This is a genomic window from Fodinibius sediminis, assembly GCF_900182555.1.
GTDB lineage: Bacteria > Bacteroidota > Rhodothermia > Balneolales > Balneolaceae > Fodinibius > Fodinibius sediminis.
Genome location: NZ_FXTH01000014.1, coordinates 28288 through 44368, shown reverse-complemented (window position 1 = coordinate 44368; position 16081 = coordinate 28288). Strand labels below are relative to the sequence as shown.

The 16081-nt window shown below is 49.5% G+C and carries 14 protein-coding genes and 1 pseudogene; 7 read left to right on the top strand and 8 right to left on the bottom strand.

The window, feature by feature from the left end; translation table 11 throughout:
- Window positions 1-189: 189 nt before the first annotated feature.
- A complete protein-coding gene (locus tag FN808_RS14745; RefSeq protein WP_142715378.1) occupies window positions 190-1074 on the bottom strand; it encodes an MBL fold metallo-hydrolase in 885 nt (294 codons plus the stop codon).
- Between the two features lie 321 nt (window positions 1075-1395).
- Between FN808_RS14745 and porW the strand changes: the two genes are divergently transcribed.
- Window positions 1396-3945 carry a type IX secretion system periplasmic lipoprotein PorW/SprE gene (gene porW / locus FN808_RS14740; RefSeq protein WP_142715377.1) on the top strand — a complete coding sequence of 850 codons (2550 nt, stop codon included), beginning with the start codon at window positions 1396-1398 and terminating at the stop codon, window positions 3943-3945.
- A 14-nt stretch (window positions 3946-3959) separates the two neighbouring features.
- Here porW and FN808_RS14735 read toward each other — a convergent pair whose 3' ends face one another.
- Window positions 3960-4283: a MerR family transcriptional regulator gene (locus tag FN808_RS14735; protein WP_185958430.1), complete on the bottom strand. Its 324-nt coding sequence runs from the start codon at window positions 4281-4283 to the stop codon at window positions 3960-3962.
- Between the two features lie 119 nt (window positions 4284-4402).
- On the opposite strand from FN808_RS14735, the gene FN808_RS14730 reads away from it, so the two are divergent.
- From FN808_RS14730 to FN808_RS14720, 3 genes are read left to right on the top strand one after another with little or no spacing between them, the layout of a single operon-like run.
- A complete protein-coding gene (locus tag FN808_RS14730; RefSeq protein ID WP_142715376.1) occupies window positions 4403-5344 on the top strand; it encodes a glycosyltransferase family 2 protein in 942 nt (313 codons plus the stop codon).
- A gap of 31 nt (window positions 5345-5375) precedes the next feature.
- The gene (locus FN808_RS14725) at window positions 5376-6206 is read left to right on the top strand and encodes a class I SAM-dependent methyltransferase (protein ID WP_142715375.1); all 831 of its coding nucleotides are present in this window, start codon (window positions 5376-5378) and stop codon (window positions 6204-6206) included.
- A 20-nt stretch (window positions 6207-6226) separates the two neighbouring features.
- Complete coding sequence (locus tag FN808_RS14720; RefSeq protein WP_142715374.1) at window positions 6227-6934, top strand: GDSL-type esterase/lipase family protein; 708 nt, start codon at window positions 6227-6229, stop codon at window positions 6932-6934.
- A gap of 18 nt (window positions 6935-6952) precedes the next feature.
- On the opposite strand, the pseudogene FN808_RS19260 reads toward FN808_RS14720, so the two are convergent.
- Window positions 6953-7510 (bottom strand): annotated as a pseudogene (locus FN808_RS19260) (AGE family epimerase/isomerase); the annotation flags it as partial.
- 232 nt (window positions 7511-7742) lie between these two features.
- On the opposite strand from FN808_RS19260, the gene FN808_RS14705 reads away from it, so the two are divergent.
- From FN808_RS14705 to FN808_RS14695, 3 genes are all read left to right on the top strand, one after another.
- Window positions 7743-8513 (top strand): creatininase family protein, encoded by a 771-nt coding sequence (locus FN808_RS14705; protein WP_142715372.1) that lies wholly within the window; start codon window positions 7743-7745, stop codon window positions 8511-8513.
- A gap of 890 nt (window positions 8514-9403) precedes the next feature.
- Window positions 9404-9847 (top strand): BNR-repeat neuraminidase N-terminal domain-containing protein, encoded by a 444-nt coding sequence (locus FN808_RS14700; RefSeq protein ID WP_185958429.1) that lies wholly within the window; start codon window positions 9404-9406, stop codon window positions 9845-9847.
- Window positions 9772-10929 (top strand): sialidase family protein, encoded by a 1158-nt coding sequence (locus FN808_RS14695; protein WP_142715370.1) that lies wholly within the window; start codon window positions 9772-9774, stop codon window positions 10927-10929. Before FN808_RS14700 ends, FN808_RS14695 begins: the two co-directional genes overlap by 76 nt.
- A 241-nt stretch (window positions 10930-11170) precedes the next feature.
- On the opposite strand, the gene FN808_RS18960 is transcribed toward FN808_RS14695, so the two are convergent.
- From FN808_RS18960 to FN808_RS14675, 5 genes are all read right to left on the bottom strand, one after another.
- The gene (locus FN808_RS18960) at window positions 11171-11323 is read right to left on the bottom strand and encodes a cupin domain-containing protein (protein WP_185958428.1); all 153 of its coding nucleotides are present in this window, start codon (window positions 11321-11323) and stop codon (window positions 11171-11173) included.
- 192 nt (window positions 11324-11515) lie between these two features.
- Window positions 11516-12706, bottom strand: coding sequence for a mannonate dehydratase (gene uxuA, locus FN808_RS14690; RefSeq protein ID WP_142715369.1), 1191 nt, complete (start codon window positions 12704-12706; stop codon window positions 11516-11518).
- 97 nt (window positions 12707-12803) lie between these two features.
- Window positions 12804-14252, bottom strand: coding sequence for a tagaturonate reductase (locus FN808_RS14685; RefSeq protein ID WP_142715368.1), 1449 nt, complete (start codon window positions 14250-14252; stop codon window positions 12804-12806).
- A 32-nt stretch (window positions 14253-14284) separates the two neighbouring features.
- Window positions 14285-15580 (bottom strand): TRAP transporter large permease, encoded by a 1296-nt coding sequence (locus FN808_RS14680; RefSeq protein ID WP_142715367.1) that lies wholly within the window; start codon window positions 15578-15580, stop codon window positions 14285-14287.
- A 14-nt stretch (window positions 15581-15594) separates the two neighbouring features.
- On the bottom strand, window positions 15595-16077 hold the full coding sequence (locus FN808_RS14675; RefSeq protein ID WP_142715366.1) for a TRAP transporter small permease: 483 nt from the start codon (window positions 16075-16077) through the stop codon (window positions 15595-15597).
- Window positions 16078-16081 lie beyond the last annotated feature (4 nt).

Below are 16081 nucleotides of genomic sequence, written 5' to 3'. Positions count from 1 at the left end.
CAAGGTAAACTTACATTCTGAATTTAATCATGTATTTTACCGGACAGGGGCACCCAGACGTTATATGAAAGGCCGGCGCAAGAAGTTCCACAAGGATTTTTATTTCCCTCCTGCAGGAATGCAGGACCTATGGGGTGTCATGTCGCTGCCTGGATTATTTTCCTGAATGCAGAAGGTCAGCACGGCATATTACACAGAAGGAATCTCGCCAAGGGAAAGCCGTTCCTTGACACGGTATTTGCCCTGCTCCTTCTGAATGGTTATAACCTCCTCTGTTGCATCATGCTCCAAAAAAAGATACCAGTTCTCTTCAACGGCCTGGTCCAGGATTCTTTCTTTTTCATGAAGGGTCTGCACGGGATACATGTCATAGCCCATAACCCAGGGAAGAGGCAGGTGGACGTGTGTGGGAATCAGGTCAGCCATAAAAACTATCGTCTGGTCACCAACGGTTATTTTGGGTAGTTGCTGGCCGAGCGTATGTCCGTTGACGGCAAGAGCATCAAGCCCCTCTTCATACCGGTGATGTTCTTCAACGGTATTCAGCCTTTTCCAATTGGCAATGGGGGTAATATTATCGGGCAGAAAACTGGCGCTTTCACGCGCATTCGGATGAGTAGCGGTCTCCAGGTGTTTTTTAGTAATATGGTAGGTGGCATTTGGGAAGGTGTGTTTGAGGTTGCCCTGGCTGTTATAGAAGGTTGTACCGCCACAGTGATCGAAATGGAGGTGCGAGAAAATAAGGTCCGTAACGTCATTCGGAGTAAAACCGTGTTCTTCCAGCGAATTATTCAAGGTGTGTTGAGAGTAGTCGAGCTGATAAATATCCTCAAACTTTTGATCAAACTTGGTTCCGCACCCATTGTCGACAAGGTACGTTCGACCGGTGTTCTCGGAAGTGATCAGCAGACACCGCATTGCCATGGGAATACGGTTTTTGTCGTCTACCTCGATAAAACGTGCCCACAGGGTCTTGGGGACAACACCGAACATGGCACCGCCATCAAGGCGGAAATGCCCCGTTTCAATAGTATGTAAATGAAAAGGGCCAAATGACAGCTTTGAAAGGGGCATGGAAATACGATGATATTGAATATGGCAATTTGCTGGATAACTTAGGGAAAAGGTGAAGGAAGTAAAAGCAGGTTTGCCGGAGGATAACATTTTAAATACATGATTTATCTTTTTCTGATTTACTTATTACGTAACTTGTCCATGATTAGGTGGTTATACCGGCGGCTGAAGAGAGAGGACAGGCTGGAGTTTGCCAGCCGGTGAGGCATAAAAAATATCTGCAATCGGGTACAAAAACTGTTAAAATTTAGGTGGGATCGAAATTGGAGTCAGATTCGAACACTGTCCCGGGTCAACAGAGGTTACAAATCAGCCGCAAGGATGAGCCGAGTATTGCTACTTATGTTTTTGGGAGGGGTATTGCTTTCAGGATGTGGAAAGACATTAAAAAGTGGGTGGAATGATTTTAAAGCCTATTATAATACCTTTTATAATGCAAAAGAATATTTTAACGAAGGCCGGCAAGCGATACTGGATCAATCCCGGTCGCTGAATCCCGACCGCCCCGAGCGGGTGTATCCCGCTCCTGTATCGGCGGGAAGGGAATCTTTTGGGCAAGCCATTGCTAAATGCACCCGTCTTCTGCGTCATCACCCGGAGTCGCGCTGGGTCGACGATGCGGTGCTTCTGATGGGCAAATCTTACTATTATCTGGAAGATTATGCCACGGCTATGAAATGGTTTGAGCGGCTTGGGAATTCAGATATTTCCCCGCCGATGCGGCGCCAGATGATATTTTGGAAGGGACGCACAATGCTGGAGATGGGCACACACAGCCAGGGTATTCGCTATCTTGAAGATATCCTGAGTCAATACCCCCCTGAATGGCCTGCTGAAGAACGAGGAAAGCTGCAGGTCTTGGTTGCAGAGCACCACACAATGCTCGAGCACTGGAAACAGGCTTCAGACTGGCTTTCTGCAGCCCTCAAGAACCTGTCAGACCGAAAGGTGAGGGGACCTGCATTTTTTTTATATGGCCAGCTGTTGGAGCGACAGGGCCGACTGGGAGAGGCATCTTACGCTTTCGGGCAGGTCTCGTCCTACTATCCGGGGGTTGAATATGAGTACTGGTCGCAGGTTAAGCAGGCAGAAGTTTTTCGACAGCTGGAGAATCCGGGGGGCGCCCGGTCAATATACCAGCAATTGCTCAACAACGACAAATATGTGGTGCGGGCAGAATCACTGAAGGTTGAGATTGCCCGCACCCTGCAGATGGAAGGCAAAACCGGGGAGGCTGAAGAGCGGTACCGAACCCTGCTGTATGGGAACCGGCCGATGGAGTCGCGAAGCCTGAAAGCGCTTGTTCATTACCAGCTGGGGCAGCTAAACAGTGAAGTTTACAAGAACTATGAAACGGCTGCGGCTCATTTTGATACCTCTGCTTCGCTGCGGGAAACCCCGGTTGAGGCTTCTGAAGAGGATGCGGCTGTGCTCGCCGAGGCTTTCGGGCAGTATACCGATATAAAACAGTCCATTCAGCGCATTGACAGTCTCTTATGGATGGGTACACTTACACAGGAAAAACAGGACTCACTTATAAATAGGATTCGGGCGGCCCGGCGCCGGAAGTTGCTGGAGCAGCGGGAGCGTTCTGATGAAAGGATCATGAATCAGCCAGCTCTGCCGGACGAGGCGGACAGCACCAACCGTTCTGCTATTTATGGATTCTTGAATCACCGAAGTCAGCGACTCGTCAACCAGGGGAAAGCCGAGTTCAGAATTATCTGGGGCGATCGCCCATTGGCTGATAACTGGAGAAGAAGGGAGGCGGTCAGCCAGGCGACCGGTCAAAGGGCCGAAGAAGTACAGAGGCTGGTGTTCGACGGCGAAGGGAGGGAAGTACCTGAAGGAAGTCCCCTTGATGTGGATGATATTCCCCGCACTACGGCAGAGCGTGACCAGTTACTGGCAGAACGGGCGTCCTATTATTATCAGATGGGCAATGTATTCTTTTTGGACCTGAACAATGCCGATAGCGCCCGGTATTACTATCAGAAAGTGATTCACAGCAACCATAATCCCACCGTGCTCCCACGGGCTATGTATGCCCTTACGGAAGTTTTTCGCTCTGCCGGTCCTATCGACAGTCTTCGTCATTGGAGACAGCAAACTCTTTCGGCTTATCCCGACAGCGAATATGCCCGCTTGTTAAAAAAGCAGAACGGCAAGGCCATAATTTCAGAACCCGACAGTACGCAGGCTTTGCGGCGTCAGTTCCGGTTGATCGAAGCATCGGGCGATTCGCTCGCAGGGCTCCGCCTCCGCCTGCTGGCCCTGGATCACCGTTCTTCAGCACTCGCTCCCCATATTCACTACCGGGGGATCCGGAGGTATATTGAGCAGGCCAGGGTTTTCCAGTGGCTAGACGACCTGCTGGAAGCCAGCCTGGTTACTCCCGACGCTGATTCATCGGGAATCATTCCGCTGAAAGAGCTGCGCTATACGACAACGCGCTGGGATAGCGTACAGGCGGTGCTGTCGGAGCATACGAGCGTTTTCCCTGACTCACCATATTACCCGGATATTAAAAGGCTGCAGTCTGAGATCACGGTGCCCGACCGGCTGCCGGGTCCCACTTGTGATGATTACGGCGTTGAGCTGAAGGTAGCACAGGGCCTGGATAACTTTCTGTCGTCGGTGGCCTGGCCATCGAAGGTACGGGAAGGTACGGTCTCGGGAGAAATAACGTATACTTTTGTGGTAGATAAGAAGGGAAGGGTACTATCGTATGAGCTAACTTCGCCCCGAACCTCACTAGGCATCGAGGAGGTGCTGGAGGCTTCATTTGAGGAGTTACGGTTCGAAGCTATTCCGGTGAAGGAACCGGTCTCCGAGCTGCGCTGCCGTTTCTCTTTTCCGGTAAATCCGTAGTGCTTTTGGAAGCATCAGAGTTTTTCGAGCAGGTTTTTTAGGAAAACACGCATCTCTTTGAGATCTTTTTTTAGTGCTACCGGCACTTTCTCATCTTCTCCGGCTGCTCCTTCCTGTTTCAGGACCTGTTGAGCACCTTTTGTGCTGTATTTTTTTTCCTGAATCAGTTCTTTGAGTTTTAAAATTATCTCAATATCATTTTCCTTATAGGTGCGATTTCCTGCTTTATTTTTTTTGGGACTGAGTTCGTCAAAGACCGATTCCCAGTAGCGCAGTACATGCGCATCAACCTCCGTGATCTCACTGACTTCGCCGATGGAATAATAAAGTTTTTTCATAGCTGATCTAAAAGCGTATCTTTATTGCTAATTATACATGATCTGAGGGATTTTTTCTAACTCTTTGTCATAAAATAAATAAGAAACTATTGTCTGTACAGTCTCCACATAAATCTGGAATGGAACTTAGTGTGATTGTGCCCCTGTATAATGAGCAGCAATCTATTATGGAATTGACGGACCGGGTAAAAGAGGCATTGGCTGATTTATCTTCGATTGAGCTTATTTTTGTGGACGATGGTTCCTCAGATCAGTCGTGGACAGAGGTCAAAAAGGCAACCCGGCAGTGTTCCTGGGTCAAAGGGATTCAGCTCAAGCGCAATTACGGCAAAAGTACGGCGCTGCAGGTTGGTTTTGAGAAGGCCCGCGGCAGATATATTGCAACGATGGATGCCGACCTGCAGGATGATCCCTTTGAGATCCCCGCGATGCTGCAGCAGCTTAAAGAGCGGCAGCTGGACCTGGTGAGTGGGTGGAAAAAAACTCGGCACGACCCGGTAACCAAGACCATTCCTTCCCGATTTTTTAACAGGGTGACGTCGCTTTTCACAGGTATCGATCTGAACGACTTCAACTGTGGACTCAAAGTGTATCGCAGGGAGGTGATAGAGCATATTCACCTCTATGGCGAGCTGCACCGCTATATCCCATTCCTGGCAAAGCTGGAGGGGTACGACCGCATCGAGGAAAAGGTGGTAAAGCATCATGCGCGCAAGTATGGGGAGACAAAGTTTGGTCTCTCACGTTTCATGCATGGATTCCTGGATCTTTTGACACTCCTGTTTGTTAACCGCTATCTGCAGCGCCCGATGCACTTTTTCGGGACGCTTGGTTTTCTTTTTCTTTTTATAGGGGGTATTATCAATGGTTACCTGACGATTGAAAAACTGTTTTTTGGTGCAAATCTTGATGATCGACCCCTGTTGCTCTTCGGTGTCATGCTGATGGTGCTGGGGGCCCAGATTTTCTCTATCGGCTTCCTGGGCGAGCTGATCCAGAAACGGAATGAAAAACAGCAACGGCCGAACATCAAGGAGTCCATTGGGATCAAGAGGTCGTGAAGATATTAACATCCAAGACTTTTAGATATACATGAGTCGTATCGCTTACGATCCGGTTAAAGACCGCTTTGCCAGTATCATTCGAAAGAGCCGGGGGCTGCGGACCCTCTTCTACAAGCTGCTGGACCTCTTTTTCCTGCGCAGCTGGTATGTACGGCGGCTGCTAAAGCAATATGCCGCCCCCCTTGACCGGCAGGGACACTGGCGGATGCTGGATGCAGGCGCCGGATTTGGCCAGTATGACCGCTTTATCCTTCATCAATTTTCCCGTGTGACCGTCCATGCCGTGGATGTCAAGGAGGATTATCTGCGGGATTGCCGACACTATTTTGAACAGGAGATAGCCCGGGATCGTATTTCTTTTGAGCAACAGAACCTGCTGGCGCTGGATGCCGTCTCTGATTTTGATTTTGTGATATGTATTGATGTGCTGGAGCATATTGAAGAAGATGAACAGGTTATGCGCAATATCAACCGGGCACTGAAGTCCGATGGCTACTTCCTGATGCATTCTCCTTCCATCTATTCGAAGGAGGATGCGGGGGAGGACGAATCGTTTGTAGACGAACATGCCCGAACGGGCTATTCAAGGGAGGATATTCGTCAGAAGCTGGAAGCTTCTGGGTTTACCCCTGTGGATATTGCCTATACCTATGGGAGCAAAGGCCACCGGGCCTGGGAATGGCTGATTAAATATCCCATGCTTTGGCTTACCAAGATCGGCTTGTGGGCACTTCCTGTAATGACGTTGTACTATATCGTTATGCTGCCGGTCGGTCTGCTGCTGATGGGGCTGGACCTGTATGATCACAATGAAAAAGGGGCCGGCATCTATGCATTGGCTCAGAAGGAAGACAACTGAAACCCTTAAAAATTCTTTCTATGCATTGCATATTATTGAAACCGCAGTCGCTATTCGGGATCTTTCTTACGGGTGTTGTTTTGCTTTGCGGGCTGACCCCTGAATACAGTTATGGCCAAACAGCCGATGAGAAACCGGATTATGGCGCTTACTACTATCACAAGAAGACCTTGTTTGAACAGCTTCCCAACGCCGATGAAGAAATTATTCTGTTGGGCGACAGTATTACCGATGGGAATGAGTGGGCGGAGCTTTTTGGAAATGACCGCCTGAAGAACCGGGGCATTTCAGGCGATGTGACGGACGGCGTTCTGTATCGCCTGGATGAGGTTACGGAGTCTAAACCAGCAAAAATATTTATTATGATTGGCGTCAATGACCTGGCGCGAGACCGATCAGTGAATTATGTGCTCTCAAATTATGAAAAGATAGTAGATCGGATTGTGAGTGATTCGCCGGGTACCGAGATCTATATTCAAAGTTTGCTGCCGGTCAACGATAACTATTCCCGATTTACCTCTCATTACGACAAGCTGCCCGAGATCAAGGCTGTCAATGACGGATTAAAAAGCTTGTGCGCCGGCAAAGGGATCACGTATATCGATCTCTTTGATGACATGCGCACAGCAGAGGATAAGCTGAACCCGGAGTACACCGAAGATGGCCTTCATCTGAACGGCAATGGCTATATGGTATGGAAGGCAGAGCTTGAAAAATTCCTGGACTGACAGCCCTGGCTGTTTGATTCATACCATCTGTTTGCGCCTGTCCGGGGTGTTTGCTAATGTGCCCGGCGCGTCATCTTTTCGAATGTCTGCCAGCATTCGAAAAGGGCGCGCGGCAGGTGAAAATAGCGCACCTCTTAAGTGTCGTATAGCGTTTGGCCGTCGATTCAGGTAGCCATACCATTTGCCATATTGCGGATTGGCAAAGTGGCCCCGGCTGTAGTTGTGGTCCTGCTGGTACCATTTTAGACACTCTTGCCGTCCGGTCGACAGCTAACTTCGGGCAAGAGCAATAAGCTTATCCAGATGAGTCCACCATAGTTTTTGGGTCCATTCCAGCTGGAGGGGCAGATGTTTGTGAGCATCCAGGAAATAATAACTGCCGCCATACGCGAAGTCCCAGCTAAAGTTGAGTAAATCGAGAGTGATGTCGGTTGCATGTTCAATGAGTTTCTGGTCTTCTCGCCTTCGTCCGATCCCTATGATAAACCGTATGGCCACTATGCCGTGGCCGGGATTCACCAGCTGTCCTTCCTGGTTGTCGGAACAGGAGTCATCTTCCAGTACATATTTATGCTGTAAGAAGCCCTCAGTTTAGGTTTGGCAGCAGATAACAGTTATCGGGAATAATACTGAAATGCCAAAGTTTGGTTATAGGATACTGATAAAATGAAACACAATGAATGCTTTCTCATTTCTTATACTTTGTCCTGAAGGGCTGTACCACAAATAATAAAAGAAATAAAAAGCTCAAAATTTTTTATAGTTAGGTTGTCATTAGTGAACCCTTAATTCAAAATATCCGGATTCTATGAATTCACCCCGACCCTATATTCTTGCAGAAACAAACTGGAAAACCGTCAGAGAAGAGCAGTATGAGGTGGCCGTATTGCCTTGGGGCGCTACGGAAGCTCACAATTATCATCTTCCTTATGCAACTGATACCCTGCAGTGTGACTATGTGGCGGCCGAGTCTGCCCGCAAGGCCTGGGAAGAGCAAGCGCGGGTGATCATTTTGCCGACGGTGCCCTTCGGTGTTAACACGGGGCAGCTGGATGTGGATCTGTGTCTCAATATGAATCCTGCTACCCAGTTGGCTGTATTGAATGATATTGCAGACGTTCTGCATCGCCAGGGAATTCCAAAGCTTGTGATCCTAAACGGTCATGGGGGGAATCATTTTAAACAGATGCTGCGTACCCTGTCCGTGGATTTTCCAGGCCTGTTCTCCTGCGCCCTTAACTGGTACCAGGCTGTGGAGGCAGCAGATTTTTTTAATGAGCCCGGCGATCACGCCGGAGAGCTGGAAACCAGTTCCATGATGCATATCGCACCTGAACTGGTATTACCGCTTTCGGAAGCGGGAGACGGATCTGCACGAAGTTTCAAAGTGTCCGCACTGAACGAAGGATGGACTTTTGTTCAGCGTGAATGGACCCAGGTTACAGAGGATACAGGGGTGGGGAATCCTGCGGCCTCAACCCCGGGGAAGGGTCGGGCATTCCTGGATGCGGTATCTGACAAGATCGCTGATTTTTTTGTTGAACTTGCCGGGACCCAAAATGACGATCTCTATGCTTAAAAGGCTATACGGAAGTTTTTATTCTAATCTGTAAGCTGCCATTCTCATATGAAAATACTGCGACAGGGCCTGCTCCGGGCCACAGAAGGCAGGTCCTGTTATCAGAGGTTCCACAGTATCCCGGTTTCGGCTTTTTTCATTTATCAGTGTCTCCAGCCACTCTTCTTTTCTGCTGTTTTTTAATTCCCGCCTTCAAGAAGCGTATGTCTTCCTGGTTATGGCACAGTATAATGGCAGGATAGGTTAATTTTTGAGTCAAGATCAGCTTTTTTGTATGACATTATGGTGGGGAAATAAGGACTGGAGGCTGATTTTGCAATGACGCATAACCGATCATTTTAAATAAATAACAGCATATGGGATGGGTAAATAAATGCAGTACGATCAGTAAGGCATATGAAAAGATCCAATTTCAACGAATAACACGCGATGAATATGAGACGACATTCAAAATAAGTGCTGATGGTATGCATTTTTTGTCAGCTGTCCCTGGACCGCGGTACCTCTACCGATGACAATGGTCAATACGAAATAAGGGTATCCGGGTAAGCCGTTCTGTTATCCAGCGGAGCAGGCCTTGCTACCTTGAGATTCCCGTAAATGGGTATTCAACTATTGATAGCGCCAACATAGCTGAGTCAGAATGGCAAGCTGAAACAGAATCCGGGGTGCTGATCCATTTATTGTCTTGGCTAAATACAAAAAGTTTATAATTTCCCTTCCTGGCCTGTGACTTCATATCGGCTCCGCTGTAGCAAGCAAGTTAGGGCTGGGTTTTTCTTTCGCTAACCAAGTTTCCAAAAGAGATGAAAGACTTCAAGACGGCTTTATTACTGATCATACTACTTACTGCCGGGCCAGGCTGTAAAAGTTCGGAACAGCATGCTGGCATGCCCCCGGCACCTTCAAATGACGCCAACTGGTCCGTGTCTCTCCATCAAAAGGTTACTCCGGTATTGAGAGGCCGCGAGCACAATCCCATGATGCGCATCTTGGTGGATGGCGCAGCAGGGCAAGGAAGCCCGGCAGTACAGAGCATCGGTATAAACACGAAGGGAAGCTCCAATATCGGGGATATCTCAGCGGTTGAAATATTCTATACGGCCGGTGTTCAACCTTCAGGCCGAACACTCTCTTCGGGCGTTCCGGGGAGGCGGCTGGAACGGTTGACATTACCGGTCGGCAGCAGCTGCGTGACGGGAAGAACTATTTTTGGATATCCTATAAACTTCAGGCCAATACCCCGCTGCTTGACAGGATGGATACGGGGGTTGAATACCTCGCCCTGGATAGTGGAGTACGCCTGGAATCGGAAGAAACGTCTCCATCAATAACAAAAAAAGTGGGCATGGTCTTGCGGGGCCATAACCAGGATGGCGTTGATACCTATCGTATACCGGGCCTGGTAACGACAAATGAGGGTACCCTTATTGCTGCTTATGATATTCGCTATGATAATGCCGCAGACCTGCAGGGTGATATTGATGTAGGGATCAGCCGGAGCTTCGACGGGGGAGAAAGCTGGGAGCCGATGCAAGTGATTATGGACATGAAGGAGTGGGGAGGTCTGCCCGAGGAGCAGAATGGTATTGGTGATCCCTCCATACTGGTAGATGACCAAACGGCTACGATATGGGTGGCCGCCTTGTGGACCCACGGAATGCCCGGAGAGCGGGCCTGGGATGCTTCTGAAGCGGGGCTTGCACCAGAACAGACGGGACAGCTCATGCTCGTTAAAAGTGATAACGACGGCCGAACGTGGTCTGGTCCCATCAACATTACCCGGCAGGTAAAGGATCCTGACTGGCAGCTTCTGCTGCAGGGGCCCGGCAAGGGAATCACCATGAGCGATGGCACACTTGTTTTTCCGGCACAGTTTAAGGATAAAGATCAGGTTCCTCACGCCACTATTATCTACAGCAGGGATCATGGGAAACACTGGGAGATAGGTACCGGGGCCAAAGCCAATACCACGGAGGCCCAGGTGGTGGAACTGAGCAATGGGTCACTGATGCTTAATATGCGCGATAACCGGGGTGGGGCGCGTTCGGTATATACCACGGATGATCTGGGAAAAAGCTGGCAGAAGCATCCCACCTCGCGGAGCGCATTGATTGAACCGGTTTCCATGGCCAGTATTATACAGTTTCCCGACCCTCAGGGGAAAGGAGGGCCCAACTGGCTGCTTTTTTCAAATCCAAACAGTACCGAATACCGAAAAAATATGACGCTTAAGCTGAGCAAGGATGATGGGATGACCTGGCCCGGCGAATATCAGCTGCTGCTGAATGAAAATACCGGTTATGGCTATTCCTGCATGACCGTCATCGATAAACACACCATCGGCATATTGTATGAAGGTGTCAAAGAGCTGTATTTTCAAAAAATTACACTGCAGGAACTCACCGGGAAGTAACAGGAGCAGCACCCGTAAAGGCATTCTGTTACTGCGATAGTCCGGCACTGACCAGCGTGGGTTTTCCCCTGAACGATTTTGTTGAGACCGGACCCCTTGGATACCGACACTGGCGGTATCAGGTTTACCAATCATAATTATGTAGATTACAGCAATCACAAGGAGCCGGTCTCCTCCTTGTGATTGATTACAGCTGAAAGCGTGCGGCAGATCTGAACCGAAAAAAACAGACTTCCTATTCTCAGCTTCCATCTGTTATCTTCTGGCTCTTGCCTTCCCAGATATAGACCAGCTCATACTCATCATGACAGTGCCAGATGCCGTAAAATGACTGGCCAATGGCATCTTTGAGGGTGAAGGAGGTAGCTGAATCGACATTCTTCTTAAGTCGCACTCCCCTTATTGCAGTATGTTTATATTATCCGGCTGTATCTCAGCATGAAGAGATCAATATTCGGGCCGGTAAAAACAAGGAAAAAGCTATGCGAGAGGAGAGCTGTTAAAACTATGTCCCGGCCGGTTGCCGGACAGGACATAGTTAATAGCTTGAACGTTTAAAAGAATCGCTGGAATGGGCGGGCCGTGGTTACTGGGTGGATGCCAGGGACTTTCGGATTCCCATTTCAAGACCTCTCAGTTCGGCAAGGCCACGCATTCGTCCCAGTCCGGAATAGCCGGGATAGGATTCTCGTTGTAAATCATCCAGCAGCCTGTGCCCGTGGTCGGGACGCATGGGCATGGAGCGGTCTTCACGGCCGGCAGATGCTCGTTTCTGCTGTTCCTTGATCAGGGCCAGCATCACGTCGTACATACCGGCATCGCCTTCGAGGTGGCGGGCTTCCTGGAAACTGCCATCCTCATCGCGTTTTACACTCCGCAGATGAATAAAATTGATGCGGTGCCCCAGTCGTTCTACCATGCCGGCCAGATCATTACGGGAATGCGCCCCGTAAGAGCCTGTGCAAAAGGTCAAGCCGTTGAAGGGAGAATCCACAGCCTCGAGAAGCTGACGCGCGTCCTCTTCGGTACTGACTATGCGCGGAAGGCCAAAGAGGGAGAATGGAGGGTCATCGGGATGGATGGCCATGCGGACGCCTTCCTCCTCGGCCACAGGTATGATGGCCTCCAGGAAATGGTGTAGGTGGGCCCGCAGCTTTTGATCATCAATATTCCGGTACTCGTCCAGCAGCGCACGGAATTTTTCGAGCGTCATCTCCTCATCCCCTGGCAATCCCAGCAATATGGTCTGGGTAAGCTCATCAATTTGATCGTCGCTCAGCGACTGATAGTAGCTTTTGGCTTTTTCCTGTTGCTCTTGGGAATAAGTTTGTGTTGCCCCGTCACGCTGGAGGATAAACAGTTCAAAGGCTGCAAAAGCGGTGGCATCAAAGCGTAAAGCGGTTCCTCCCTCTTCCAGGGGCTGGTTGACATTAGTCCGTGTCCAATCCGTCAGGGGCATGAAGTTGTAACATACCGTATCGATTCCGCAGGCTGCCAGGTTCCTGATGGACTGCTTGTAGTTGTCTATGTAGGTCTGGTAATCTCCCTTTTGTTTCTTGATGTCTTCATGCACAGGGATGCTTTCTACAACGGACCATCGCAGGCCGGATTCCTCAATGCGTCTTTTTCGCTTCTTAATTTCGTCTACGGGCCATACTTCGCCATGCGGTATATGATGCAGGGCGGTTACAATACCGGTAGCACCGGTCTGTTTAATGTCGGAAAGAGGGATGGTATCATAGGATCCGAACCACCGCCAGGTTTGTTCAAAATGCATAGTAGATTGTTCGTTTTGTTTAAGAGGTCACTGTGTTAAATTAATCAGCTGTTCCAGTGCAATTACATCGGGAACAGGGTGGCACAGGGTTGGTATTTTATCCCCATAGTTCAGCTTTCTGCAGAGTAGATGTGATTCCGTTTTGCTGGATCTCCATAACAGAGGCTGTGATTTTCTGCGTAAGCCCCTGTATATCATTTAAATCTTGACCCCAGAAGGACTTATTGCCTAACACCATTTGTACGGTGTCTCGAATATCTTTCTTCCGCCAGGCTTTTTGGATGAATGCAATGACTTCTTCGGAATCATTCAGGGGCATTTTATCTCCCTCCCATTCTCCCCGGTAAAAACAGATCATGGCTGCCAGTGCGAAGACCAGTCTGTCTGGAAGGGTATCGTGAAGTTCATGATATTTCAACAGGGAGGGCAGCACGCGAACCTTGTACTTGGAAATCGAGTTGAGGGCAATGGCACTCAATTCATGTTTGATAAAGGGGTTTCGAAACCGGTCAAGGATATCATGGGCAAAATCACTCAGCTCCTCTTCCGGCAGATCGAGTGTGGGTATGATCTCTTCAAACAGTTCTTTCTCGAGAAAAGGCCCCAGAACTTCATCATCAACGGCCTGTTTGACGGTTCGGTTGCCGTTGAGATAGCCCACCGGTACCATACTTGTATGAAGGCCATTTAGAATACGAACCTTGCGGGTTCGATAGGGCGTGAGGTCGTCCACAAACAACACATTGAGTCCGGCTTCCTGAAATGGAAGTTGCTTCTGTATATGGGATGGCCCCTCGATAACCCAGAGGTGGAAGTATTCGCCGGCGACAATCAGCTGGTCGTTATAGCCCATTTCCTTTTGTATGCTATCCGCTTTCTCTTCGGGATAGCCGGGTACTATGCGATCAACGAGGGTATTGCAGAAGATACAGTGCTGTTTAATCCAGCTGTGAAAGGCCGGATCTGTATCCCAGAGATCGGCATACTGCAAAACGTACTGCTTGAGCTTGTCGCCATTGCGGTCTATCAACTCGCAGGGGACGATCACCGGTGCCTTTGAGGGGGCTCCCTGGAAATGGGTAAAGCGATGGTACAGCAAAGCCGTAAGCTTTCCAGGAAAGCTGTTGGGAATGGTGTCGGCAGAAGTATCCGTATTGTCAAAGGCGATCCCGGCTTCTGTGGTATTGGAGACGATGAACTCCAGCCCGGGATTTTCAGCCAGCTGGAGGTAGCCCTTGTAATCTTCATAGGGGTTTAGTCCCCCCTTAACGGATGTGATCAGCCTTCGCTCTGCATGCGGTTTCCCTTTCCTTATACCTTCCAGCAAGACATGGTACAGGCCTTCCTGCTGATTTAACGTATCGACACGGCCATGTGGAATGGGCTGGATAACCTCGATAGCGCCGGAGAACGATGTTTGTTCGTTCAGAATGTCAATCATCCAATCAACAAAAGCGCGCAGAAAATTTCCCTCGCCGAATTGCAAAATCTTAACGGGCGGAGCCTCTCCTGTTCCTGCAGTCGTTCTGTTGAGTGCTTGTTCCATGGTTAGCGGATATTTAAAAAGTGTTATTGTGGTTAAAAGCCAAGCATTTCAGGCAGCCAGAGAGTCAGCTGGGGGAAGAAGGTAATCAGCATGAGTGCAACAATCATGGCAAGGAAGAGGGGCAGCAACGGTTTGATGACTTTCTCTATAGTCGTCCCCGCGACACCTACACCCACAAATAGCAGCGTGCCTACTGGCGGGGTGCACAAGCCAATGCAGAGGTTCAGAACCATCATAATACCAAAATGGACAGGGGCGATGCCCAGTTCCGTCACAATGGGCAGAAAAATCGGGGTGAATATCAGCACGGCCGGTGTCATATCCATGAAGGTTCCGACAAATAGCAGAATGAGGTTAATCGTAAGCAGGATAACAATTTTACTGTCGCTTAGTGAGAGCAGGGCCGTGCTAATATCCTGTGGAATATTTTCATAGGACATTACCCAGGACATGCCGATGGAAGTGGCGATGAGCAGCATGACAATGGACGTTGTGTTCACTGATTCCATCAGGATGCCGGGAAGATCCCTGACGGAAACCTCCCTGTAGTAAAAACCCAGGATGAGGGTATAGACAACCGCAATGGCCGCCGCTTCGGTGGCTGTGAAAATGCCTGCAATGATGCCTCCGATGACAATAACAAGGAGGAGCAGGCTGGGAAAGGCCTTGGTAAAGGTACTGAAAATTTCGGAGAGGCTGCTGCGTTCACCGACGGGAAAATCTTTGCGCTTGGCCCAGAAAGCAGCCACCCCCATCAGTAGTCCGCCTATGATGAGGCCGGGAATATAGCCTGCCACGAAGAGGGCGGCAATGGAAACCCCGCCACTGGCCAGGGAATAGATAATGAGAATGTTGGAAGGGGGGATAATGAGACCGGTGGTCGATGAGGTAATGTTGACCGCAGCCGAAAACTCCTTGGAGTAACCCTCTTCTTCCATACGGGGACCCAGGATGGATCCGATGGCTGAAGCTGCCGCTACAGCCGAACCGGCGATAGCTCCGAAGAGCATGGCTGCAAAAATATTTACATAGGCAAGTCCGCCGGGCAGGGAACCCACCAGCGTTTTGGCAAAGTTAATGAGCCGCCGGGCAATACCTCCGCGATTCATTACTTCTCCGGCCATAATAAAAAAGGGTATGGCAAGCATCGTAAAGCTGTCGAGGCCGGTGGCCATCTGCTGGGCGATGGTTGTAAAAGCGGAGATCGATTCAACACTTACCAGAATCGTGACCAGTCCCGAAATGCCGAGGGTCCATGCGATGGGCACGCCGAGGCCCAGCAGGAAAATAAAACTAAGAACCAGGATAAATACTTCTATATACTCCATAGTGTGTGATAGGATCAAATATTTTGAGGTTCAGTGCTCGGCTTTCTCACTTCCAGGATATCAAGGATCTTGTAATAGGTGATGAGAAACCCGCTCAGTGGTAGAACACTGTAGACGTATGAGAGTGGTATATCAAGCGCCGGCGAAGACTGCCCCAGTATGTATGTGATATAGACCAGGCGTCCGCCGCCAAGACCCATGGCCAGCAGTGCAAACAGGATGATGACAACAGAGATGAATATTGACAGTTTTCGTCTACCCCTGTCACCCAGTTGATTCGGCAGCAGGTTAATAGACAGGTGCATGTTTTGTCCCGATGCGTAGGCCCCACCCAGCAGACTTACCCAGATGAGCAGAAAGCGGGCCAGTTCGCCGGTAAAGGTACTGGGCATCCCCAGGATGTATCGGCTGAAAACCTGCCAGACTACATTAATGAGCATTAGGCCCATTAAAAAAATAAGTGCTTTCTTTACCACGTTGTCAACTTGTTCCCTCATAATC

Bases quoted from the DNA above. Each gene is read 5' to 3' on its own strand.
- FN808_RS14745 (WP_142715378.1), bottom strand. From the start codon at position 1,074: ATGCCCCTTTCAAAGCTGTCATTTGGCCCTTTTCATTTACATACTATT.
- porW (WP_142715377.1), top strand. From the start codon at position 1,396: ATGAGCCGAGTATTGCTACTTATGTTTTTGGGAGGGGTATTGCTTTCA.
- FN808_RS14735 (WP_185958430.1), bottom strand. From the start codon at position 4,283: ATGAAAAAACTTTATTATTCCATCGGCGAAGTCAGTGAGATCACGGAG.
- FN808_RS14730 (WP_142715376.1), top strand. From the start codon at position 4,403: ATGGAACTTAGTGTGATTGTGCCCCTGTATAATGAGCAGCAATCTATT.
- FN808_RS14725 (WP_142715375.1), top strand. From the start codon at position 5,376: ATGAGTCGTATCGCTTACGATCCGGTTAAAGACCGCTTTGCCAGTATC.
- FN808_RS14720 (WP_142715374.1), top strand. From the start codon at position 6,227: ATGCATTGCATATTATTGAAACCGCAGTCGCTATTCGGGATCTTTCTT.
- FN808_RS14705 (WP_142715372.1), top strand. From the start codon at position 7,743: ATGAATTCACCCCGACCCTATATTCTTGCAGAAACAAACTGGAAAACC.
- FN808_RS14700 (WP_185958429.1), top strand. From the start codon at position 9,404: ATGCCCCCGGCACCTTCAAATGACGCCAACTGGTCCGTGTCTCTCCAT.
- FN808_RS14695 (WP_142715370.1), top strand. From the start codon at position 9,772: ATGGATACGGGGGTTGAATACCTCGCCCTGGATAGTGGAGTACGCCTG.
- uxuA (WP_142715369.1), bottom strand. From the start codon at position 12,706: ATGCATTTTGAACAAACCTGGCGGTGGTTCGGATCCTATGATACCATC.
- FN808_RS14685 (WP_142715368.1), bottom strand. From the start codon at position 14,252: ATGGAACAAGCACTCAACAGAACGACTGCAGGAACAGGAGAGGCTCCG.
- FN808_RS14680 (WP_142715367.1), bottom strand. From the start codon at position 15,580: ATGGAGTATATAGAAGTATTTATCCTGGTTCTTAGTTTTATTTTCCTG.
- FN808_RS14675 (WP_142715366.1), bottom strand. From the start codon at position 16,077: ATGAGGGAACAAGTTGACAACGTGGTAAAGAAAGCACTTATTTTTTTA.